Here is a 22,392-nt window from a genome sequence, read left to right as displayed (position 1 = left end):
CGGCTGCCGTGCCCCTTCCGGGGCGCAGCAGCCGGCGGGCCGCTTTTGTTCAGTACCTGTGCGCCGTCGCGCCGCTTCTGTCCAACAGGCAGGTACCTCTTAAACGAAGAGGGACCCCGCCTTCCGGCAGGGTCCCAACCGCTTCGGTTGCGCTAGTCGATTTCCACGGCAGCTTTCTCGTGAAGCTTCCCCGTCTCATCGTGCCAGTCCGAGCTCAACGGCTTGAGCGTCGCCTCGACCGCACGTGCGTGGTGGCCGCAGAACAGCAGCTCACCGCCGGAGGACTCGAGTACAACCCGCACATATGCCTGGGCTCCGCAACGGTCGCACCGGTCGAGTGCGTTGAGTGTGCGATCTGCCACTGCTGTTGTCATGTCGGCCTCCTTAGTAGATCAGTACGTCTATATAACCAGTATTCGTAACAAAACCATCGCAAGGATGGGGCAAGTTCGCTGTCCGCGTATCCGCAAGAGTCCGTCAAGATCTGCACAGTCCCTCTGCGGTTGCGCTAAGTGGTGCGGGGCACAGGCCCCGCCAGGTGTGGCAGTCGGCGGTCCAAGGTCCGGCCGACTACCCTAGAAAGAGCGACCCCCAGCCCGCTGTTCCATCCCCGAAGGAGTTCACCACCGGTGGCACCAAGTTCTGATTACACCGCCCGGCACCTGTCTGTCCTGGAAGGCCTCGAAGCCGTCCGCAAGCGCCCCGGCATGTACATCGGTTCCACCGACTCCCGCGGCCTGATGCACTGCCTCTGGGAAATCATCGACAACTCCGTTGACGAGGCATTGGCCGGGTTCGGCCACGACATCAAAATCATCCTCCACGCAGACAACTCGGTGGAGATCCACGACGACGGCCGCGGCATCCCCATCGACAAGGAACCAAAAACCGGACTGACCGGCGTCGAGGTGGTCTTCACCAAGCTCCACGCCGGCGGCAAGTTCGGCGGCGGCTCCTACACGGCCTCAGGCGGCCTGCACGGCGTCGGCGCCTCCGTGGTCAACGCCCTGTCGTCCCGCCTCGACGTTGAGGTGGACCGCGGCGGCAAAACCTACAAGATGTCCTTCCGCCGCGGGGAGCCCGGCCGTTTCCAGGACACCGGTTCCAAAGTCGACCCCGCCGCACCCTTCACCCCGTTTGTGGACGACTCCGTCCTGGACGTGGTGGGCAAGGCCAAGCGCGGCGTCACGGGTACCAGGATCAGGTACTGGGCGGACCGGCAGATCTTCACCCCGGACGCAAAGTTCTCCTATGACGAACTCGCAGCCCGCGCCCGGCAGACGTCCTTCCTGGTACCCGGCCTCAAGCTGACGGTGCGCGACGAGAGGAAGGTCCCGGGCACACCCGGTGAAGCCGGCCCGCACGAGGAGGTCTTCCATCACGACGGCGGCATCTCCGAGTTCGTTGAGTTCCTTGCCGCCGATCCCGCCGTCACCGACGTCTGGCGCCTGCACGGATCGGGCAAGTTCAAGGAGACCGTTCCCGTGCTGGACGAACGCGGCCACAGCCAGCTCGCCGAGGTGGAGCGCGACTGTGAAGTGGATGTGGCCCTGCGCTGGGGGATCGGCTACGACAGCACCGTCCGGAGCTTCGTGAACATCATCTCCACGCCCAAGGGCGGAACGCACCAGTCCGGCTTCGAGCAGGCGCTGGTCAAGACCTTCCGCAAAGCCGTGGAAAACAACGCGCGCAAGCTCAAGGCCGGCAACGACAAAATCGAGAAGGACGACATCTTCGCCGGCCTCACCGCCGTCCTGACAGTGCGCCTGGCCGAGCCGCAGTTTGAAGGCCAGACCAAGGAAATCCTGGGTACTTCCGCCGTCCGTGCCATCGTGTCCAAGGTGGTGGAGCGCGAAATCACCGCCAAGCTCACCTCCGGCAACAAAAACGACAAGTCGCAGTCCGCCCTTCTCCTGGAAAAAATCGTCAGCGAGATGAAGTCCCGCATCTCGGCCCGGGTGCACAAGGAAACCCAGCGGCGCAAGAACGCCCTGGAAACTTCCTCGATGCCTACCAAGCTGGCTGACTGCCGGACGGACGACGTCGAACGTTCCGAACTCTTCATCGTGGAAGGCGACTCGGCGCTGGGAACCGCCAAGCTGGCCCGGTCCTCGGACTTCCAGGCCCTGCTGCCCATCCGCGGCAAGATCCTCAACGTCCAGAAGGCATCGGTGGGGGACATGCTTTCCAACGCCGAATGCGCAGCCCTCATCCAGGTGGTGGGCGCAGGCTCCGGCCGCAGCTTTGATATCAGCGCCGCCCGCTATGGCAAGGTCATCCTGATGACCGACGCGGACGTTGACGGCGCGCACATCCGCACGCTGCTCCTGACGCTCTTCTTCCGCTACATGCGCCCCATGATCGATGAGGGCCGTGTTTTCGCCGCCGTGCCGCCGCTGCACCGGGTGGAGGTCATCAACGCCGGCCAGAAGGCCAACGAAATGATCTACACCTACTCGGAGGCGGAGCTGCATGTGCTGCTGGCCCGGCTGGCCCAGGAGGGCAAGCGGTACAAGGAGCCCATCCAGCGTTACAAGGGCCTGGGTGAGATGGACGCCGAGCAGCTGGCCGAGACCACCATGGACCCGCGCCACCGCACGTTGCGGAAGGTGGGGATCGAGAACGCGAAGCAGGCGGAGGAGATCTTTGACCTCCTGATGGGCTCGGACGTTTCGCCGCGCAAGGACTTCATCATCGCGGGCGCCTCCAGCCTGGACCGGGAACGCATCGACGCCTGACGCTTTTCACCGATGGCCGGACTTGTCGGAATTCGGGTTTGGACAAGAACCACCGGCAGGTGCGGCAGGGCGTACGACGGCGGGACTCAGCCGAACAGGCCCGGAACCACCAGCAGGGCTGTGGGCAGCGCCAGCAGGAGTACGCAGCCGGCCAGGACCAGGCTGCGGACCGGGGCCGGCAGTTGCGGCTGCGGGGAGAGCAGCCGGCTGACCCGGGAGGCCGTGGTGCGGGCGGAGTCAGCGCCGGCGGCCGCCGCGGAGTCGAGCCCGGCCAGTGACAACCCCGATGCGGACATCCCGGACGGGCCGGGCTGGAGGTCGGCGTCACCCGGTGTCCTGGCGGAGCCGCTGGCAACAATGGCGATGGCCTTGATGAGCGTGGCTTTGCTTTCGGTTTTGAGCGCCACGTCATCGGCCAGCATCTCGATCAGGGAGTTGACGGACTCCTGGGCAAGGCGGGTGGTGGGAAGCCAGGGGAGCGCCTGCCGCCACGCGGCGAACGCCCACAGCAGCAGATGGTGGCGCTGGCTCAGGTGCGCATTTTCGTGGATCAGCACAGCGCGGAGTTCGGCCGGCTCAAGGGCCGCCATCAGGCCGTCTGACAACACCGTGACGGAGCGCGCCCCGCCGGGAAGGCAATAAGCCACCGGCGAATCATGGCTGATGACCAGCGTCCCGGCTCCTTCGGCGGACGGGGAGGCAAGCAGCGCCAGAAGCTCCCGGTGCCGACGCCGCTGCCGCTCGATCTTGTAATAGGTCAGCAGCAGGGTGAACACCAGGTGCGCTGTCAGCAGTGCGGCGGCGGACAGCGCGAAAATGTGCCAGAAGCCCAGGTCCGTGGTGGGGGCGTTGAAGAACACCATGCCCGCCAGCGCCCGCAGGCCGGCGATGAGGTTATCGCCGATGGGCTCCAGGCCGTACACCAGCATGGCGCCGATCATCGACAGGCCACCGGCAAGGGCGATGGCCTGCCAAAGCACCATGGCCGTGAAAGGGGACCGCGCGGGCCACTGCGCACGCGAGAGGAGGATAGGTACCGGCCACGCCAGGACTATCGCAAGGACCGCCAGCAGGTACGAGGCCCAGAACATGGTCCGCTAGATGTGGCCAAGCAGTTTGCGCAGCGTCTCGGCTTCACCTTCGGAAACGGAGCCAATGAAGCGTGCCAGCACGGCCTCACGGTCCGGGGCTGACCCCAGTACTTCGTGCATCAGCTCAGCGGTGTGGTCTTCACGGCTGGAGACTGCCTGGTAGCGGTGCGGCCGCGTGCCGCGTTCGCGTTCCACCAGGCCCTTTTTCTCCAGCCGGGACAGCACGGTGAGTACGGTGGTGACCGCCAGTTCCTTGCCTTCATGGCCGGCGGAGCCGTCCTGGCCTGCCGACGTCTGTGCGAGCCGGTCCCGCAGCGTGTTGGCGGTGGCTGCTTCATGGCCCGCCCAGAGCAGGTCCATCACTGCCCGTTCCAGTTCACCAAGACTAGCCATTGCACTTTTCCTTTGTTTCCCCGCACCGCCGCCATGGACAGCGGTGACATCATGCGTTTTGCTTCTACAGGATCCAATTTACCCCGATTCCGCTTCACTTTCTACATCGGGTAGAACACAAGCCGCTTATGGCCTTCCTGCGGGCAAGGGAGGCGCCGCGGCCCGTTTTTACAGTGCCGCCGACGTTGTTCTACACTTTGTAGAAGTTAGAGTTTCTACAGAACGTAGAAAACCTTCGCCCGGACAGTAGGGACCGCCATGGACGCTTTGGACGCTCTGGAAATCGCACGCTGGCAATTCGGCATCACCACCGTCTACCACTTCATGATGGTTCCGCTGACCATCGGCCTGGGCCTGGTGGTGGCTGTCATCCAGACCATCTGGCACCGCACCGGAAAGCCCGAATACCTCCGGATGACCAAATTCTGGGGAAAGCTGTTCCTGATCAACTTCATCATGGGCGTGGCCACCGGCATCGTCCAGGAGTTCCAGTTCGGCATGGCCTGGAGCGAGTACAGCCGCTTCGTCGGTGATGTTTTCGGTGCCCCGCTGGCCCTTGAGGCGCTGCTGGCCTTCTTTGTGGAGTCCACCTTCCTGGGCCTGTGGATCTTCGGCTGGAAGCAGCTCAAGCCCGCCATCCACCTCGCCTGCCTCTGGATCGCCGTCGTCGGCTCCGTGTTCTCCGCCTACTTCATCATCGTGGCCAACAGCTGGATGCAGCACCCCGTCGGCGTCGAGATGGTCGATGGCCGCCCGGTCATGACCGACGCCTGGGCGGTCTTCACCAACAACACCGCCCTCGTTGCCGTACCCCACACGCTCTTCGGCGCCCTGGCCGTCGCCGGCGGCTTCCTGCTCGGCATCGCCTGGTACCACCTCTGGCGGAGGCGTCGCGACGGCGTGGACACCGTGGGTGCCGACGGCAAGGTTATTGCCGGCGAAGCCGCGGACATCCCCGGCCGCGACCGGGAAGACCACAAGGTCTGGCTCCGATCCCTCCGGATCGGTGCCGTGGTGGCTATGATCTCCTTCGCCGGAACCGCACTCACGGGCGACCTCCAGGGCAAGCTCATGTTCGAACAGCAGCCCATGAAAATGGCCGCCGCCGAGGCAGCATGCCACGACGGCACCGGCTTCTCAGTCCTGAGCATCGGCAACATCGGCTCGCAGAACTGCGACGACATCGTGGCCCTGATCGAGGTGCCGGGCATCCTCTCCTACCTGGCCAAGGGCGATTTCACCACCGAAGTCCAGGGCGTCAACAGCCTGCTGCCTGAGTACAAGGAAAAGTACGGCACCCATCTTCCGGACAACCCGATCTACGGCGAGCGGGCCGGCCAGGAAATCGACTACCTTCCCGTCATGGAGGTCACCTACTGGGGCTTCCGCATGATGATCGGCTTCGGCGGCCTCGCGGCCCTGGCAGCCCTGGTGGCCCTCTGGCTCACCCGGAAGGGCACCGTGCCCGAGTCCCGCTGGCTGATGCGGCTCGCCGTCTTCGGGATCCTTGCCCCGTTCGGCGCCAACGCTGCCGGCTGGATCTTCACCGAGATGGGCCGCCAGCCCTTTGTGGTGGCACCGAATCCGGACCCCAGCGGCATCGACCAGGTGTTTATGTTCACCGCTGCGTCAGTGTCACCGGGAGTCTCCGCCGGTGAGCTGTTGGCATCGCTGGTCACCCTGACCGCCATCTACGCCGTCCTGCTGGTGGTGGAGGTCAAGCTGCTGGTCAAGTACATCAGGGGCGGTGTGGTGTCCGCGATGCCGGAACTCGTCCACGCACCGGTCGACGAAAACGAAGACGCCACCCCCGGGCCAGGCGGTCCCGGCGGCAAACCGGCCGACGACGTCCTGGCCTTCGCCTACTAGTCCCGCCACGAGCAGAGGAAACAAGAATGGAACTGCTGCCAACCATCTGGTTCATCGCCATCGCAGTGCTCTGGACCGGGTACCTCTTCCTGGAGGGCTTTGACCTGGGCGTGGGCATGCTGATGAAGCTGTTTGCACGGAACAACACCGAACGCCGCGTCCTGCTCAACACCGTAGGTCCCGTGTGGGACGGCAACGAGGTGTGGCTCCTGACCGCCGGCGGCGCCACCTTCGCCGCCTTCCCGCTCTGGTACGCCTCGCTGTTCTCCGCCCTGTACCTGCCGCTGCTGGTGGTCCTGGTGGCACTGATCTTCCGTGCCGTCGCCTTCGAATACCGCGGCAAGGTGGATACCGAGCAGTGGCGGACCCGGTGGGACTGGGCCATTGCCCTGGGCTCCTTCTTCGCGGCCTTCGGCGTCGGCGCAGCGCTTGCCCTGACCACCACCGGCCTTCCGCTGAACGCCAACGGCGACCGCGAGGGCGGCCCGTTCGCCTGGTTCAACGGCTACGCGGTCCTCGGCGGACTCGCCGTCGCCGGCTTCGCGCTGGTCCACGCCCTGGCCTTCCTTGCCCTGAAGACCGACGGCGACATCCGCCACCGTGCCCGCCGCTGGTTTGTCCGGCTGCTTCCCGCCCTGCTCCTGCCCATCGCGGCGTGGGCGGTGACGGTACAGGTGCTCGAAGGAAAGCCCTGGACCTGGGCGCTGGTCCTGCTGGCGGTAGCCGCGGCAGCCATGGCCTGGTCGATGGCCCGCAAGGGCTCGGAAGGAAAGGCGTTTGTGGCACTGGGGGCATTCCTGGCACTGGGTTCGGCGTCAATCTTCGGCGCAGCCTTCCCGGTGGTGCTGCCTTCCACCCTCAATGCGGCCTTTGACCTCACCATTTCCAACGCTTCGTCATCGGACTACACTCTGGGCCTTATGACTGTAGTGGCCGCCTTCGGACTTCCGCTGGTCATCGCCTACCAGGCCTGGACCTACTGGGTCTTCCGGAAACGCGTCAGCGCGGCGCACATCCCGGAGGCCCACAGCTTCCTGCCGGCAATCGCCGCCAAGGCTTTGACCACCAAAGGCTGACATGCGTCCCACCCTCCCGCCCGGCCCGGCCACCCGTTCCGCGATCTACTGGCTCGGACTCCTTGCCGCCGTCAAGGCGCTGTCCCTTGTCCTGATCGGCCAGGCGGTGGCGTCGGTACTCGCCGGCCTGGTGGCGGGGAACCCGGCGTGGGCGGAGCAGACCACCCTTGGGCTGGCCGGCGTAGTCCTCCGTTCGGCGACTGTCTGGGGACAGGCCGTTGCGGCACGCCGGGCAGCACTGGGCATCAAGGAGGAGCTGCGCGCCGGGCTGCTGGACAGGGCGCTGCGCAACGGCGTCCGGGGCACGGGACCGGCCGACGGCGGCCTCGCCGTGCTGGCCACCCGCGGACTGGACGCGCTGGACAGCTACTACACGCAGTTCCTGCCCGCCCTGGTGAACTGCGCGGCCATCCCGCTGCTGGTGGGTGCCCGGATCCTCTTGGCGGACTGGGTCTCCGCGGTGGTCATCGTCCTGACCGTCCCGCTTGTCCCGCTGTTTATGGTGCTGATCGGCCGGTACACGGAGGACAACGTCCGCGAAGCCCAGGCCGCCCTGGCCCGGCTCTCCACCCACATGCTCGAGCTGGCCAAGGGCCTTCCCGTGCTGGTGGGCCTGGGACGTGCCTCCGCCCAGCGCAAAGCCCTGGAGGAGATTTCGGAGGAGTACCGGTCCCGCACCATGGGCACCCTGCGGACAGCCTTCCTCTCCGCCCTGGCGCTGGAACTGATCGCCACCATCTCCGTCGCGGTCGTGGCAGTGTTCATCGGCGTGCGGCTGGTGCACGGCGACATGCCGCTGGAAGCCGGCCTGCTGGCACTGATCCTGGCACCGGACTGCTACCTGCCGCTGCGCGAGCTTGGCACCGCCCACCATGCCAGCGACGACGGCAGGGTAGCGCTCGCCGCAACCACTGCCGTCACCGAAGCGCCCGAGCCGCAGCCTCTTCCCGCCGCCCGGGCCGGCAGGCCAGGCGCCCCGATCACGGTCACGGCACTCACGGTGCGCTATGACGGAAGGTCCCGGCCCGCCGTCGGCCCGCTCACCTTTACAGCGCCGCAAAGCCGGATCACCGCCCTGGACGGTCCCAGCGGAGCCGGCAAGAGCACCGTCCTGGGTGTCCTGGCCGGCACCATCGGCCACGGTGCAGGCACAACAATCACCGGCACCATCTCCGGCCTGGACCGCAAGGACATCGCCTGGGTCCCGCAGCACCCGGTGATGGTCGCCGGTACAGTCCTCGACGAGATTGTGCTGTACCTGTCCGGCGGCGCGGGCCCTGCTGCCAGCGGGCGCCGGGTGCCGGCTACTGAAAAGGCGGCCATGTCCTGCCTGGCGCGGGCAGCGGCCGCCCACCTTGCCGGCAAGCACCCGGCAGAGCTCAGCCCCGGCGAACTGCGCCGGGTGGCGCTGGCCCGCGGGCTGGCCCGGATCGAGGCCGGCGCCACTGTCCTGCTGCTGGACGAACCCACTGCACACCTCGACGACGAGTCGGCGATGCTGGTGGAGGACACCATCAGGAACCTCCGCGGGCAGGTGACGGTCATCCTGGTCGCGCACGAGGAACGCACCCGGGCGCTCGCCGAACACCTCGTGCCCGTCGCCGGAGCCGGAAACGCGACGGCTCCTGCGGCAGCCGCTCATGCCGTCCTGACAGGTGCCTCAAGCAGCGGCGCGGCGGCGGCCGCCACGAAGGCCCGGCCCGATGCAGCAGAACAACCGGCGCGCAACGCCCGGCAGGGCAACACCCGGCCCGGCCTTCAAACCGGCCCCGTGCGCCTGCTGTCCGCACTCCTGGCGCCCGTGCGGGGCAAGTTCGCGGCCGCAGCAGTGGTGGGAACACTGGCGGCGATCTTCGCCGTTGCACTCTCCGGCCTGTCCGGCTGGCTCATTATCCGCGCCGCCGGGCAGCCGCCCATCCTGTACCTGCTGACCGCGATCGTGGGCGTGCGGTTCTTCGGAATCGGCCGGGCAGTGCTGCGGTACTGCGAACGGCTCCTCCTGCACGACGCCGTGTTCGCGGCCCTGACCCGGCTCCGGGGCCGGCTCTGGGAGTCGCTGAGCCGGCGGGCGCTGCCGCTGCGGCGCCTGCTGCAGGGCGGCAACGTCCTGGGAACGGTAGTTGACGACGTCGACACGGTCCGCGACCTCCTGCCGCGGGTGGTCCTGCCGCCGGTCACGGCGCTGGCGGTGGCTGTGCTCGCCCTCGCAACCACAACACTGCTGGTGCCCGCCGCGCTTCCCGCCGTGATCGCTGCCACGGTGATGAGCCTGCTGCTCGCGCCTGCGGTTGCCCTCTGGGGCGACCGCAAGTCTGCTGTTGCCGAGCAGCTCCTCCGCTCCGGGGTCCTGCGCCGCATCTCAGCGGCCCTCGACGCCCGGGCGGAACTGCACGCCAACGGCGCAGCCTCCCGCGTCCTGGAGGGCCTGCGGGCGGAGGACCACACCGCCACCAGGGCATCCCAGCGTTCTGCCTGGGCCGACGGCCTGGGCCAGGCCATCACCACTGCCGCCTGCGCAGCCGCAGCGTTGGGCGCAGCCTGGCTCGCGGGCCCGGCCGTGCTCGCGGGGCAGCTTGCCCCGGAAACCGCAGCAGTGGTGGTCCTGCTGCTCCTCGCGCTGGTGGAGCCTTTCGCGGCGATGACGACGGCGGTACGCCAGTTCCCGGCGCTGCGGACAGTGATGGAGCGGGTCGCTGAGTCGGGCGCCCTCGACGACGCGTCCGGCAGGGGCGACGGCGACGGACTCCAGACGGTGCCTGGGCGCCCGGACGGCCTTCCCGGCGTCGAACTGGCCGGCCTGTCAGCGGCCTGGCCGGGCGGCGCACCCGTGTTCACAGGCCTGGACGCCGTGGCCGGACCTGGCCGCTGGCTGGCGGTGACCGGCCCGTCGGGCTCGGGGAAGTCCACCCTGCTGTCAGTCCTGCTGGGCTTCCTTCCCGTGGCCGCAGGGCGGATCGGCGTGACCGGCAGGGCCTCCTGGTGCCCGCAGGAAGCACACCTGTTCGACTCGACGATCCGCGGAAACCTCCTGCTAGGGAAGCCCGGCAACGAAACAATAGAAAGCAAACAGCAGGCCGATGCGCGGCTGCTGGACGTGCTCGCTTCTGTAGGCCTGACCGGCCTGCTGGAGCGGTTGCCGTCGGGCCTGGATACCCGGATCGGGCCGGGCGGGGCATTCCTGAGCGGCGGGGAGCGTCAGCGCCTGGCGGTGGCCCGAACCCTCATGACCGGTGCCGAGGTGATCCTGCTGGATGAGCCCACCGCCCACCTGGATGCGGAGTCGGCCCGGGCCATGCTGGCGGACCTGCGGCACGGGCTGCGGGAGCGCACCGTGGTGCTGGTGACACACAACCCGGCAGATATCCGGCCCGAGGATGCCCGCCTGGTGCTGGCGGCCGGTTCAGAGCACTCTGGTTCGGAGCGCCCCGCTTCGGGAAATTCCGGCGGAAACCTGGTGCCGTCGTATGCGGGGGATCAGCCGTCCACGTCGTGAAGGTGGTGGACAACGTCGTGCAGGAAGTACTGGGCCAGTGTCATGACCGTGAATTCGGAGCCGTTGCTGCGCAGCCCCTTGCGGCCCCACTCTGACTCCCGGACGGCGGCAAAGGACCCGGCGGCCTGCTTGCCTTCAGCCGTGAGTTCGGCGCTGACCACTGCCGGATCCTGGTTGGCGTAGTCCTTATCGACGGCGGTCTGGTCCTGGTCCCAGTTGTCGAACCGGGCGTCGTCTGAATCCAGCATTAGGTTCAACCGCTGGTCGAACAGGCTGAACACGTCCCGGACGTGGCAGGCGTACTCCAGCCCCGACCACGTATTGTCATCCGGACGCTCAGCCACGTCAGGCCGGCGAAGAACGGCACGCCAGCGCGGCAGCAAGCTTTCGATGGTCCCGGGCACGGTGGACGGCGTGGTGGTGGAGGCGTCGAATGAGCATTCCGGGCAGGGACGGGTCAGGACCCAGGTCCAGTCCTTTTCATCAGGAACGATAGGCATGGAAGCAGTCTAAGCGGGATCCGGCCAGGCCATGGCGGGACCCACCGCTTCCACCGGCTGGGACAGCGGGACACCCGAACCGTCGCGCCGGCCGTGCTCCTGCGGAAGGGACCGGGCCACGCCGGCGGCGGACGACGCCTTGGCCGGGCCATGGCCGGCCCAGGCCAGCAGGAGGGTGTCCTCGCCCTTCAGGAACCGGTGTGCCCGGACTCCTGCGGTGGCGCGCCCCTTCACCGGGTATTCGGAGAACGCCGTCACTTTGGCCGTTCCCGGGGCTGTACCCGGCAGCGCGCCCGTGGTGCCGGCGATGGTCACCACCACGGCCGCTTCGTCCTTGGGGTGGATGGCGCCAAAAAACAGGACTTTGTCGCCCGCGGCGAGCTTGATGCCGGCCATCCCGCCGGCCGTGCGGCCCTGCGGACGCACGGCCGCAGCCCCGAACCTGAGCAGCTGGGCCTGGCTGGTGAGGAACACCAGTTCCGCGTCGTCCTCGCCGGCAGGAGCGACGCCCACCACGAAGTCCTTGTCCTTCAGCGAAATGACTTCCCAGTCCTCGCGGTTCAGGGGGTAGTCCGGCTGGACCCGCTTCACCACGCCCTGCGCGGTGCCGACCGCCAGGACTTCGTCCAGCCGGGCGAAGGCCACCAGGGATTCCCCCTTCTGCAGGGTGATGAAGTCCTTTGCCCGGACACCGCCGGCAAGGTTGGGCAGGCCCGAAACCGGGGGCAGCACCGGCATGTCCATCACCTGCAGGCGGAGCATGCGCCCGGATGAGGTGACGGCGGCAATTTCGCCGCGGGCCGAGGTCTTTACCACCGAGGTGAACACATCATGCTTGCTCCGGGGCCCGGCTTCCGCCAGGGGTTCCTGGTTGCTGGTGCGGGCGATCTGCCCCGAGGCGGTGAGGATGGCCCAGCAGGGGTCATCTGCGATCTCCAGCGCCAGGGGGACGGCTTTGCCCTTCTTGCCCGGGGCTGCGAGTTCGGCGGCCACGGTGGGGGAGACGGCTTCGGATTCGAGCAGCAGGGTGCGGCGCGGGGTTCCGTGCTCTTCGGCGATGGCGCCGAGTTCGTCCGAGACCAGGGTTCGCAGCCGCTCGTCCGAGGCGAGGATGGCTTCCAGTTCCGCGATTTCGCGGCGCAGCTCGTCCTGTTCCTTCTCCAATTCGATCCGTGAGTACTTGGTCAGCTGCCGGAGGCGCAGTTCCAGGATGTAGTTCGCCTGGATTTCGGTGAGGTCATAGATGGACATCAGCCGTTCCCGCGCGGCGGCGGCTTCATCCGAGGACCGGATGATCTGGATGACCTCGTCGATGTCCACGATGGCGATAAGGAGGCCTTCCACCAGGTGCAGGCGGTCCTTCTTCTTGCCCAGCCGGAACACGGTGCGCCGGCGCACCACGTCGATCCGGTGGTTTACGTACACGGTCAGCAGGTCCACCAGGCCCAGGGTCTGCGGCTGGCCGTCCACCAGGGTGACGTTGTTGATGCCGAAGGAATCCTCCATCGGCGAGTAGCGGTACAGCTGCTGGAGCACGGCGTTGGGGTTGAAGCCGTTCTTGAGCTCGATGACCAGGCGCAGCCCGTGCTTGCGGTCCGTCAGGTCAACGATGTCGCTGATGCCGGTCAGCTTCTTGGCGTTGACGGCGTCCTTGATTTTTTCGATGACCTTTTCGGGGCCCACCATGTAGGGCAGCTCGGTGACCACCAGGCCGGTCCGGCGTGCCGACAGCTGTTCGACCTCCACCTTGGCGCGGGTCTTGAAGGAACCGCGCCCGGTGGCGTAGGCGTCGCGGATGCCGTCCAGCCCCACGATCCGGCCGCCGCTGGGCAGGTCCGGGCCGGGGACGAACCGCATGAGGTCATCCAGGGTGGCGTCCGGGTTGGCGATCAGGTGCCGGGCGGCCGAGATGACTTCCACCAGGTTGTGCGGGGCCATGTTGGTGGCCATGCCGACGGCGATGCCTGTGGCGCCATTGACCAGCAGGTTGGGGAACGCGGCCGGCAGGACTTCGGGCTGGGTCAGCTGGTTGTCGTAGTTGGGGACAAAGTCCACCACGTCCTCATCGAGGTGGTTGGTGAGCGTGAGGGCCGCAGCAGCCATCCGGGCCTCGGTGTACCGCGGGGCCGCCGGGCCGTCGTCGAGCGAGCCGAAGTTGCCGTGCCCGTCGATCAGCGGCAGCCGCAGCGAAAAGTCCTGGGCCATGCGCACCATGGCGTCGTAGATGGCCGTATCGCCGTGCGGATGCAGCTTTCCCATGACCTCGCCCACCACGCGGGCGCTTTTGACGTGGCCCCGGTCCGGGCGCAGGCCCATATCGCTCATCATGTAGAGGATCCGCCGCTGCACGGGTTTCAGGCCGTCCCGGGCGTCCGGAAGCGCGCGGGAGTAGATCACCGAATACGCGTACTCCAGGAAGGAGCCCTCCATCTCGGAGGTGACATCGATATCAACGATGTTCTCCGTGTAGGGGGTGTTGTCCACGGGAGGGGCTGAACTTTGGCGGCGGGCCATGGGGGTTGGTAAATCCTTCTGGGTACTGAGCAGCGAACGGGGGTGTGCTGCCATAGTTTTTGGCTAGGCTAAGCCTATGGTGGATCAGCCCGGGGACGGCGAATATCCGGAACATTGGGAAGCTGATGTCGTACTGCGTGACGGCGGAACGGCCCACCTGAGGCCAATCCACCCTTCCGACGCTGACGCCGTGCAGGCCTTCCACATGGGGCAGTCCCAGGATTCAATCTACATGCGCTTCTTCGCGTTCAAAGCCAGGTTATCCAGCAAAGAGCTTAAGCGCTTCACGGAGGTTGACTACAAAAACCGGGTGGCTTTTGTGATCACCATCCGCGGCGAAATCGTCGGCATCGGCCGCTATGACCGGCTGGACGATCCCACCGAAGCCGAGGTGGCGTTCAACATTTCCGACGCCCACCAGGGGCGGGGGATCGGCTCCATCCTGCTGGAACACCTTGCCGCCGCAGCCCATGAAAACGGCATCCGCCGGTTCAGCGCCGAGGTGCTCCCGGAGAACCGGAAAATGCTGATGGTGTTCTCCGACGCCGGGTACGATGTCCGGCGGCATTTTGACGACGGCGTCGTCAGCCTCGAGTTCAACATCAATCCCACGGAGAAATCCCGGGCGGTGATGGAATCTCGCGAGCACCGCGCGGAGGCGAGGAGCGTGCGGGACCTGCTGACGCCGTCGTCCGTTGCTGTTATCGGTGCCAGCCGCAAATGGGGCACGGTGGGGTACCAGCTGCTGGAGCACATTATTGAAGGCGGGTTCCGCGGGCCGGTGTACGCGATCAACCCCGAAGCTTTGGAACTTGCGGGCATGCTGTCCTTCGGCAAACTGTCCGAGGTCCCGGACCCGGTCCAGCTTGCCGTCGTCGCCGTCCCGTATGAGGAAGTCCCCGCCGTGGTGGCGGACTGTGCAGCCGCCGGCGTCAGGGGGCTGGTGGTGGCTTCCGCAGGCTTCGCGGACGACGGCGAACGCGGCCTCCTGCGCCAGCGTGACCTGGTGCGGCAGGCAAGGGCCAGCGGCATGCGCGTGATAGGGCCGGCCTCGCTGGGCATCGTCAACACCAACCCGGACGTGTCCCTGAATGCTTCCATGGCGCCGACAATGCCGTTGCGCGGGGGACTGGGATTGTTCAGCCAGTCGGCGGCGATCGGCGTTTCCCTTTACGCCGCGTCCAGCCGCCGCCGGCTGGGGCTGTCCACGTTCCTGTCCGCCGGGAACCGGGCGGACGTCTCGGGCAACGACATGATGCAGTACTGGGAAGACGATCCCGATACCGCCGCCGTGGGCCTGTACCTTGAATCGATTGGCAACCCGCGCAAGTTTTCCCGGCTGGCCCGGCGGCTGGCGCGCACCCGGCCGGTGATCGTTGCGAAGTCCGACGCCATGGGCCTGCGGCTGCCACCGGGGCATGCGGTCCGGACCACGCAGGCGCCGTCCGGGGCACTGGACGCCATGTTGCGGCAGTCCGGGGTGATCCGGGTGGAAACCATCGAGCAGCTGATGGACGTGGCGCAGGTGGTGTCCGGCCAGCCCCTTCCCCTGGGGCCGGGGCTGGCAATCTTCAGCAACTCACACGCCCTGGGCAATGTGGTGGCAGACAACGCGTCGTCCCAGGGGCTCACCGTCGAGGAGCTGGTGACGGGCGTGGACCTCGACGCCGGGCAGTCAGTCGCGCTGCCCGCGCTCAGGGCCAGCCTGCTCAAGGCGCTTGAGAAGGACGCTGTCCACGCTGCGGTCGCAGCCCTGCTTCCCGCCCGCGGGCTCACAGTGGACAGCATCGCTGAAGTGCTGGCCGAATGCTCGGCAACGGCAGGCAAGCCAGTGGTGGCGGCGTTCACCGGCATCCTGGACGCTTCAATCCACGTCGAGGGAATGGTGGGTCCGGCGGAACGCGCCATCCCGTGCTTTTCCAATCCCGGTGCTGCCGTGGCTGCGCTCGCAGCTGTTGCCCGGTACTCGGAGTGGGTTTCCCGCGACCAGGGGCACTTTGTGGAACCGGAAGGATGCAACCCGGAGTTGGCAGATGCCGAGCTCGAAGCCCTGCTCCGGGACGTCAAGGGTGAGCAGCTCAAACGGCTGGATCCGGCGGCGGCGGCCTCCCTGCTGGGCCACTACGGCATCAGGCTGCTGCCGTCCGTGGGCTTTGACACTCCGGATGAGGCAGTTGAGGCGGCCGAAGCGCTGGGCTGGCCGGTGGTGCTGAAGACCACCGATCCCGCCCTGCGGCACCGGCTGGACCTCGGCGGTGTGCGTTTGGACATCCAGGATGCGGAGTCGCTCCGCCAGAACGTCGTGCAGATGCGGCGGGTGCTCTCCAACTATGGCGATCCCGCGCTGGAAGTGCAGAGCATGGCGCCAGTTGGCCAGGCCTGCACGTTCCGCGCCATCGAAGACCCGCTGCTGGGGCCGGTCATCTCGTTCGGGCTCGCCGGGGACGCCGTGAACCTCCTGGACGACTGGTCGCACCGTGTGCCGCCGTTGTCCGCCGCCGACGTGAACGACTTCATCCGCGGCCCGCGTGCGTCCCGGAAGCTGTTCGGTTACCAGGGCCTGCCGGCGGTGGATGTCGCCGCGCTTGAAGACCTTGCCGGCCGGCTTGCCTGGCTGAAGGACAACCACCCCGAGATCGCCCTGGTGGAGTTCAACCCGGTCCTGTGCGGCACCTCGGGTTTGACCATCCTTGCCGCGGACATCCGGATCGGCAACCCCGCGCAGCGGACGGACAGCGCCCGCCGGGCCATGCTGGGCTGACGCGGTTAGCAAGAGTCCGGCCGATCTGTGAAAATGGGGTAATGAGCTCACAGCCTCCCGCTTCGGCGCCCGAAACGCCCGGCAACGAAACCCAGGCAGTCCGCCACCACAGCTCACACAGCCACACCGCGCAAGGCCAGAGCCTCGAAGGCGCCCTGCAGAAGGCCGGCTTCTACCCCCGCCTCGTGGCAGATGTTGTGGACGACGCCCTGGACGGCCGCGACTGCGTGGCGCACCTGGTGCACCTGGAGACCCACTTTGACCGCGCCGAAGTCCGCCGCCACATTACAGTTCTGGTGCTGACCGCGGACATGCTGGTCATCACGCATGTGGATGACCAGCAGCTCGATGACGCCGGCGAACAGATAGTTGCCCAGATTTCCACCGAGTCCGTCCCCGTGGCCCAGATCCGGTCCGTGGTGCTTAGCTACATGTACTCACAGCCGCAGAACTACAAGCCATCGGACCCTGTCCGCGAGGTGACATTGTCCATCGCGTGGTCCGGCGGCCAGCGGCTGGACATGGGGCCGGCCAGCTGCGGCGACCCCCAGTGCGAAGCGGACCACGGCTACAGCGGCACCATCGCGCAGGAAGACATTGTGCTGCGCATCAGTGCCGAGGCCGACGGCCTGCAGGCTGTCCAGGACGCCAAGCTCTTCGCCCGGGCGCTCCGGGCCGTGAACACCGGTTCACCTGCGCCGCAACCGCACGTCCAGTCCATGCCGCCGCGGCCGCGTGCCGGCGTGTTCGGCAACCGCCTCAGCCGCGGGCACCAGCAGCGCTGATGCCGGAAGACCGCCAGCCGACTGACATCGTTCCTCCCGCCGGGCCAGGCCTTGAGTTCCTGATGCCGCCCGCTCCTGCCTACGGGCAGCGCTCCATCGCCGAGGTGCTCACCAGCGCCGCGGCCAGCCTGGGCCTGGACGGGTTCGCCAACACCCTCGGCCTTCCGGCCGCCTCACGGGTGTGCGTGGTCCTCGCGGACGGGCTGGGCCGGAACCTGCTGAAGCAGAAATCGGCCCACGCGCCGTTCCTGCGCTCGGTGATCCAGGCCGGACAGGGCGAAGTGCCCGTCTGGCTTGATTCGGCGTTTCCGTCCACCACCGCAGCCGCCCTGTCCAGCTTCGGCACGGGACAGCCCCCCGGCCAGCACGGCATGGTGGGCTACGACGTCCTCGATCCGCGGCAGGACAAGGTGGTCAACCTGCTGGGCAACTGGGATCCCGGCGTCGACCCCGCCGCCTGGCAGCCGTTTCCCACCGTGCTGGAGCGTGCAGCGGAACATGTGGATGTCACCACTGTCAGCCTGCCGCAGTTCGCGGATTCGCCCATGACCCGCGCCGCCCTGCGGGGCGGCCGGCATATTTCCGGAGTCACCTCGCACGCCCGGACGGCTTCCGCAGCCGAGGCCATGGCCTCCGCGGGTCCGTCGCTGATGTACTTCTACGTCAACGAGCTGGACAAGGCCGGGCACCGCTACGGCTGCCAGTCCGAGCAATGGGAACACCAGCTCGAGGAGCTTGACGCAACGGTCAAGCGGCTGAGCAACACCCTGCCGGCAGGGACAACCATCCTGCTCACGGCGGACCACGGCATGCTGGACGTACCCGAGCAGCAGCGGATCGACTACTCCGCCGAACCTGCACTGGTGGAAGGGGTCCGGCACACCGCCGGGGAACCGCGGATGGTCCACCTCTACCTGGAAAACGGCACCGGACCGGACGTGCGGGACCGGTTGCTCGCGGCCTGGCGGGCACGTTTCGGTGACCGGATCTGGGCCTTCACCAGGGAGGACGCGCTTGCGACGGGCCTCTTCGGCACGGTCCGTCCCGCCGTCGAAGGCAGGATCGGTGACGTGATGATCGCAGCCCGCGACGCCCTGGCGCTGTACGACGCCCGCCGTGTCCGCCCCGCCGCCATGGAAGTGGTGGGGCAGCACGGGTCGTTGACCAAGGCTGAGCGGGAGGTCCCCCTGCTCTGCTTCACAGCTGGCGGCAGGAGCTCCCGGCGTGGCTGAACTCGTCTTTTTCTCGGGCACCATGGACTGCGGAAAATCCACGCTTGCCCTGCAGATGGACCACAACCACCGGGCCAGGGGACGTGGCGGAGTCCGCTTCAGCCGAAATGACCGTGCCGGTGAATCACGGATCTCCAGCCGCCTCGGACTGGAGACCGATGCCGTAGAGGTAGCGGACAGCACGGACTTCTGGGAGGAAGTTATGATGCGCCGCACCAGGGGCCAGCGCATCGACTACCTGATCTGTGATGAAGCCCAGTTCTACACGCCCGGGCAGGTGGAACAGCTGGCCAAAGTGGTGGATGAGATCGACGTGGACGTCTTCGCGTTTGGCATCACCGCCGATTTCCGTACCCGGCTGTTTCCAGGCTCGCAACGGCTCGTGGAACTGGCGGACCGGGTGCAGGTGCTGCAAGTGGAGGCACTGTGCTGGTGCGGCCGCCGCGCCACGCACAATGCCAGGACGGTCGACGGCGTGATGGTCACCGAAGGTGCCCAGGTGGTGGTCGGCGATGTGGACATGGCCATGGACTCCGGCGCTGGAACGACCGCCATGGACCATGTTCCCGTTGTGGGCTACGAGACGCTCTGCCGCCGGCACTACATGCGGCGCGTTACCGCCCATGGGGCCAGTTTGATGGGCCAGCAGGACCCGTTGCTGCCGTTCGAGGTTGATGCCTGCCTGTGGCGGGGGTCCGGCGGAACCGAAGCTTCGGGGGCCTAGGCCCGGCCTGGCGGCCCTCCTCCGGAAAAAACCGGCTAATCGCTTCGCGTACCGAACACAATCTCGTCCCAGGACGGAACGCTTGAACGCTTGGGCCTGCCCGGCTGCCGCTCGGGTGCGCCGGTTTCCGGCAGTTGGCCGGTAGCGGGGGAGCTGTCCTCGGTCCGCGGAGCCGGACGCCGCAGGTTGTTGCCCAGCAATTCGTCCAAGCCGGCGCCGCTGGAGGGATTGACGCTTTCGGAAGAAGCAGCGGCGCTGCCCCCAGCCCCGCTGCCGGACTCCCGGCTGCCCGCGTCCGCGGAACCCGCTCCCTGGATACCGCCGGAAGGCCGCTGGGGCGATGCCACAATGGTGATTTCGCGTGTTTCGGTGCTGACGCCGTCGTGCAGCTTCAGAGCGTCTTCCATCGCCTCCCGGTGCGGAGGAATGAGGCTGAGCCGCGACAACATGGACGGCCTGGCGTCGCGTCGCCGGGTGAACGAGCTGGCGTGGGCGGCGGGAGTTCCGGTGGTGTCATCCTGCGACTCGTCGGTGTGCTCGTCAGCCTCAGGAACTACTTCGGAGGGCCTGGGGTGGGCGGCGGGGACTCCATGGGTCAGCAACAGCGCCAGGGCGTCGTCGGAGTCCTCGTCCACACCCAGCCGCTGTCCCCGGCGGGAGCGCAGCATGTCAAGGAGCCCGTCCGATTCCTTGCCCTCGGGCTGGGCCTCGGAGCCCGGCAAAGGACGGACGGAGTCCGCGTCGGTTTCAAAGTCGAAAGGGCGGTCGGAGACAGCGGAAAGCCTTCGTGCCGGGACGGGACCGTCCAGGGGCTCGAGCTCGCTGAGCTGCTGGGCCCAGCGGTTGGCGTTGTGCAGCGACTTCCGGCTTGGGCTGAAGGTCCACAACGCCGGTGGTTCTTCGCCGATGCCGGCTTTTCCGCCGGTGTTTGCCTCGAAGTTGGCCGATACCGTCCACGTGCCGTCCTGGCGCCGCCAGGAATCCCACTCCACTGAGGAGGGGTCGATGCCGTGGGCAGAAAGCCTGTGCGCCACCATATCGCCCAACGTGGCCGGATTGTCGCCGAACGCGGAGCGGTAGATGTCGTGCCCCGGTGACGGCGAAGCCACTTCCACCTTGCGCGCCTGCTGGGCCACGTACTCGCGTTCCGCCAGCACGGGTCCTTCGTAGCGTTCCACTTTTGCCAGTGGCAGGCCGGACAGTTCAGCCACATCAGCAGCCGTCGCCCCGGCCCGGATCCGGGCCTGGATGTCCCTCGGGGACAGGGGAATGGCGGGCCGCTCGGAAGCAGGCCTGGGCGCAGGCCTGCTCGCGGTCCTCAGCGCTTCATCGATCGGCAGCTGGAACATCTCGCCGCCGGCCCCGCTCAACAGGAGATGCGTCCCGTCGTCGTGCACGCCTACAAGCCGTAGATCCTGCATACAAATCCTCCACCCTGGCATTACTATCAATCGAAACTCTGCCACCAGGTGAACCTGTTTTGTGTCAAGGGGCAGGGCGCGCCGCGATATTCCGGCTGCCGGCACTGTTGCAGGAGTTCCGCCCAGCGCGGAAAAGGAACCGGCGGCGGGCACAAACGGGGTACCTGCAGCGTTATCAAGGGTGGCATTTGCAGGCTGGCAAAAAGGAAGAAGGATACGGCGACAATGGCCACCGATTACGATGCGCCGCGCAAGTCTGAAGAAGACCTCGGCGAGGACTCCATCGAGGAGCTGAAGACCCGCCGCACGGACAAGCCGGTTGCAGTGGTGGATGAAGACGAAAGCGATCTGGCCGCCGGTTACGAACTGCCCGGCGCCGACCTTTCCGGTGAAGAGCTGATGGTGCAGGTGGTGCCTGCCCAGGCAGACGAATTCACTTGTTCTTCGTGCTTCCTGGTCCGGCACCGTTCCCAGATCGCCCGCGAAAAGGACGGCCGCTTCTACTGCAAGGACTGCGAAGGGTAGGCCCGCTAACCCCGCGCCAGGGCCGCCGTCAGCTTGTCCGGGTGCCGGGTGGAGGTCAGCCAGTACGGAGTCTGGTCCGACGGGTCCGTGATCTGGATCTTGACCACAGGGTCTATCCAGCCCCGGATGCACAGGTAAGCCAGGCCGTTGAGCCGCGTTCCACGTTCTGCGGTGGCCTCCTCGCCCCGGAATGCCTCCACCGATCCCACAAAGCGACGCTCAATGGTGGCACGGCCCACGGTCAGCGAATCCTCAGTTACCACAAGGGCCGGCGTGGACAAGACCAGGAGGACGGCGATGATTACGAAGAGCACCGCCGCGGCCGTGTAACCCGCAGTCATGCTGATAGGTGCGAACATCAGGATGCCCGCGCCTGCCACACCTGCTGAGATGATCCAGATCCAGATGTTGGGCCACAGCTTTTCCCGATAGATCACCGGCGCCCCGGTGGAAGGTATCTCGGGCACGGGCGCAGGGGAGCTTGATTCGGGCATGAGCCAAGCTTTCCATTTTTGCCCGGCTATTTCACCTTGGGCAAAACGGTTCCGGCGGCGAAGCCCGAGGGCTCCATCCGCCGCCGGTGCCGCGGCCGCAGGCAGTACACCTAGGACTGATTTGGGGGCGCGGGTTAGAGTGAGTGACTGTGACTGATCATCCCGCCACAGTAGATACCTTCCCTGACGAAGCCGCCGCCACCGGGCCGGCCGTTCCGGCCGCCCTGGGCGCACCCACCCTGCAGGTCCAGCTGAAAATGCTCGACCCGGATCTGGAGGCACCCTCCTACGCCCACCCGGGCGATGCGGGCGCGGACCTTCGCGCGCGGGAAGATGTTGTGCTGCAGCCGGGGGAGCGCAAGCTGGTCCCCACCGGAGTGGCCATTGCCCTCCCCGACGGCTTCGTTGCCCTGATCCACCCACGCTCCGGCCTGGCCACCAGACACGGGCTCACCATTGTTAACGCCCCCGGAACAGTGGATGCCGGCTACCGCGGCGAAATCTCCGTCACGCTGCTGAACACTGATGCGAACCACAGCATCGAACTGCGCCGCGGCGATAGAATTGCACAGATGGTCATTCAGCGTGTCGAGTACGCGCAGTTCATCCCCGTCAACGAATTGAGCGGATCCGTGCGCGGTGCAGGAGGATTCGGTTCCACCGGCGGCTTCACCGTTCCCGGCGCCTGAATCTTTTCTTCCCCTACCCGTTCCTCAGGTCCGGCATGAGCCTGCCGGACGGCACTAAAAGCACGACGGCGGGACCCCCACGGGCCA

Annotated in this window: 17 protein-coding genes; 10 read left to right on the top strand and 7 right to left on the bottom strand. The window is 67.0% G+C overall.

Translation table 11 applies throughout. The features are described from left to right. Positions 1-152: 152 nt before the first annotated feature. Complete coding sequence (locus tag ARTSIC4J27_RS12465) at positions 153-374, bottom strand: DUF7455 domain-containing protein (RefSeq protein WP_013600696.1); 222 nt, start codon at positions 372-374, stop codon at positions 153-155. A gap of 255 nt (positions 375-629) precedes the next feature. Between ARTSIC4J27_RS12465 and ARTSIC4J27_RS12460 the strand changes: the two genes are divergently transcribed. Next, the gene (locus ARTSIC4J27_RS12460) at positions 630-2,738 is read left to right on the top strand and encodes a DNA gyrase/topoisomerase IV subunit B (RefSeq protein ID WP_050055486.1); all 2,109 of its coding nucleotides are present in this window, start codon (positions 630-632) and stop codon (positions 2,736-2,738) included. 86 nt (positions 2,739-2,824) lie between these two features. Here the strand turns inward: ARTSIC4J27_RS12460 and ARTSIC4J27_RS12455 are convergent, their stop codons facing one another. Continuing rightward, a complete protein-coding gene (locus tag ARTSIC4J27_RS12455; protein WP_050055485.1) occupies positions 2,825-3,829 on the bottom strand; it encodes a M56 family metallopeptidase in 1,005 nt (334 codons plus the stop codon). A gap of 6 nt (positions 3,830-3,835) precedes the next feature. Further along, the gene (locus ARTSIC4J27_RS12450) at positions 3,836-4,222 is read right to left on the bottom strand and encodes a BlaI/MecI/CopY family transcriptional regulator (protein WP_050055484.1); all 387 of its coding nucleotides are present in this window, start codon (positions 4,220-4,222) and stop codon (positions 3,836-3,838) included. A gap of 267 nt (positions 4,223-4,489) precedes the next feature. Here ARTSIC4J27_RS12450 and ARTSIC4J27_RS12445 point away from each other — a divergent pair, with 267 nt between their 5' ends. The 3 genes from ARTSIC4J27_RS12445 to cydD are packed head-to-tail and all read left to right on the top strand — an operon-like array spanning position 4,490 to position 10,660. Continuing rightward, positions 4,490-6,091 carry a cytochrome ubiquinol oxidase subunit I gene (locus ARTSIC4J27_RS12445; protein ID WP_050055616.1) on the top strand — a complete coding sequence of 534 codons (1,602 nt, stop codon included), beginning with the start codon at positions 4,490-4,492 and terminating at the stop codon, positions 6,089-6,091. Positions 6,092-6,117: 26 nt separating this feature from the next. Continuing rightward, positions 6,118-7,167, top strand: coding sequence for a cytochrome d ubiquinol oxidase subunit II (gene cydB, locus ARTSIC4J27_RS12440; protein WP_050055483.1), 1,050 nt, complete (start codon positions 6,118-6,120; stop codon positions 7,165-7,167). A gap of 1 nt (position 7,168) precedes the next feature. Continuing rightward, complete coding sequence (gene cydD, locus ARTSIC4J27_RS12435; RefSeq protein ID WP_050055482.1) at positions 7,169-10,660, top strand: thiol reductant ABC exporter subunit CydD; 3,492 nt, start codon at positions 7,169-7,171, stop codon at positions 10,658-10,660. On the opposite strand, the gene ARTSIC4J27_RS12430 is transcribed toward cydD, so the two are convergent. Next, positions 10,642-11,160, bottom strand: a complete 519-nt coding sequence (locus ARTSIC4J27_RS12430; protein ID WP_050055481.1) for a DinB family protein — start codon at positions 11,158-11,160, stop codon at positions 10,642-10,644. The genes cydD and ARTSIC4J27_RS12430 overlap by 19 nt on opposite strands. 9 nt (positions 11,161-11,169) lie before the next feature. After that, the gene (locus ARTSIC4J27_RS12425; protein ID WP_050055480.1) at positions 11,170-13,674 is read right to left on the bottom strand and encodes a DNA gyrase/topoisomerase IV subunit A; all 2,505 of its coding nucleotides are present in this window, start codon (positions 13,672-13,674) and stop codon (positions 11,170-11,172) included. 76 nt (positions 13,675-13,750) lie between these two features. Here ARTSIC4J27_RS12425 and ARTSIC4J27_RS12420 point away from each other — a divergent pair, with 76 nt between their 5' ends. Genes ARTSIC4J27_RS12420 through ARTSIC4J27_RS12405 form a run of 4 tightly spaced genes read left to right on the top strand, consistent with a single transcriptional unit; the run spans position 13,751 to position 19,176 of the window. Next, positions 13,751-16,435 carry a bifunctional acetate--CoA ligase family protein/GNAT family N-acetyltransferase gene (locus ARTSIC4J27_RS12420; RefSeq protein WP_050055479.1) on the top strand — a complete coding sequence of 895 codons (2,685 nt, stop codon included), beginning with the start codon at positions 13,751-13,753 and terminating at the stop codon, positions 16,433-16,435. Positions 16,436-16,476: 41 nt separating this feature from the next. After that, positions 16,477-17,220: a DUF5998 family protein gene (locus ARTSIC4J27_RS12415; protein ID WP_050055478.1), complete on the top strand. Its 744-nt coding sequence runs from the start codon at positions 16,477-16,479 to the stop codon at positions 17,218-17,220. Further along, positions 17,220-18,452, top strand: coding sequence for an alkaline phosphatase family protein (locus ARTSIC4J27_RS12410; RefSeq protein ID WP_083435439.1), 1,233 nt, complete (start codon positions 17,220-17,222; stop codon positions 18,450-18,452). Before ARTSIC4J27_RS12415 ends, ARTSIC4J27_RS12410 begins: the two co-directional genes overlap by 1 nt. Further along, the gene (locus ARTSIC4J27_RS12405; protein WP_050055477.1) at positions 18,445-19,176 is read left to right on the top strand and encodes a thymidine kinase; all 732 of its coding nucleotides are present in this window, start codon (positions 18,445-18,447) and stop codon (positions 19,174-19,176) included. The genes ARTSIC4J27_RS12410 and ARTSIC4J27_RS12405 overlap by 8 nt, the downstream gene beginning before the upstream one ends. Before the next feature lie 35 nt (positions 19,177-19,211). On the opposite strand, the gene sepH is transcribed toward ARTSIC4J27_RS12405, so the two are convergent. Then, positions 19,212-20,597 carry a septation protein SepH gene (gene sepH, locus ARTSIC4J27_RS12400; RefSeq protein WP_050055476.1) on the bottom strand — a complete coding sequence of 462 codons (1,386 nt, stop codon included), beginning with the start codon at positions 20,595-20,597 and terminating at the stop codon, positions 19,212-19,214. 225 nt (positions 20,598-20,822) lie between these two features. Here sepH and ARTSIC4J27_RS12395 point away from each other — a divergent pair, with 225 nt between their 5' ends. Then, positions 20,823-21,122 (top strand): DUF4193 domain-containing protein, encoded by a 300-nt coding sequence (locus ARTSIC4J27_RS12395; RefSeq protein WP_050055475.1) that lies wholly within the window; start codon positions 20,823-20,825, stop codon positions 21,120-21,122. A gap of 5 nt (positions 21,123-21,127) precedes the next feature. On the opposite strand, the gene ARTSIC4J27_RS12390 is transcribed toward ARTSIC4J27_RS12395, so the two are convergent. After that, positions 21,128-21,616 (bottom strand): DUF3093 domain-containing protein, encoded by a 489-nt coding sequence (locus ARTSIC4J27_RS12390; RefSeq protein ID WP_050055474.1) that lies wholly within the window; start codon positions 21,614-21,616, stop codon positions 21,128-21,130. A gap of 149 nt (positions 21,617-21,765) precedes the next feature. On the opposite strand from ARTSIC4J27_RS12390, the gene dut reads away from it, so the two are divergent. After that, complete coding sequence (gene dut, locus ARTSIC4J27_RS12385) at positions 21,766-22,305, top strand: dUTP diphosphatase (protein ID WP_050055473.1); 540 nt, start codon at positions 21,766-21,768, stop codon at positions 22,303-22,305. Positions 22,306-22,392: the final 87 nt, after the last annotated feature.

Origin of the sequence: Pseudarthrobacter siccitolerans (genome assembly GCF_001046895.1) — a bacterium.
GTDB classification, from domain to species: domain Bacteria; phylum Actinomycetota; class Actinomycetes; order Actinomycetales; family Micrococcaceae; genus Arthrobacter; species Arthrobacter siccitolerans.
Note: the sequence above shows the minus strand (reverse complement) of the source record. Positions and strands in the feature narration are given on the sequence as shown.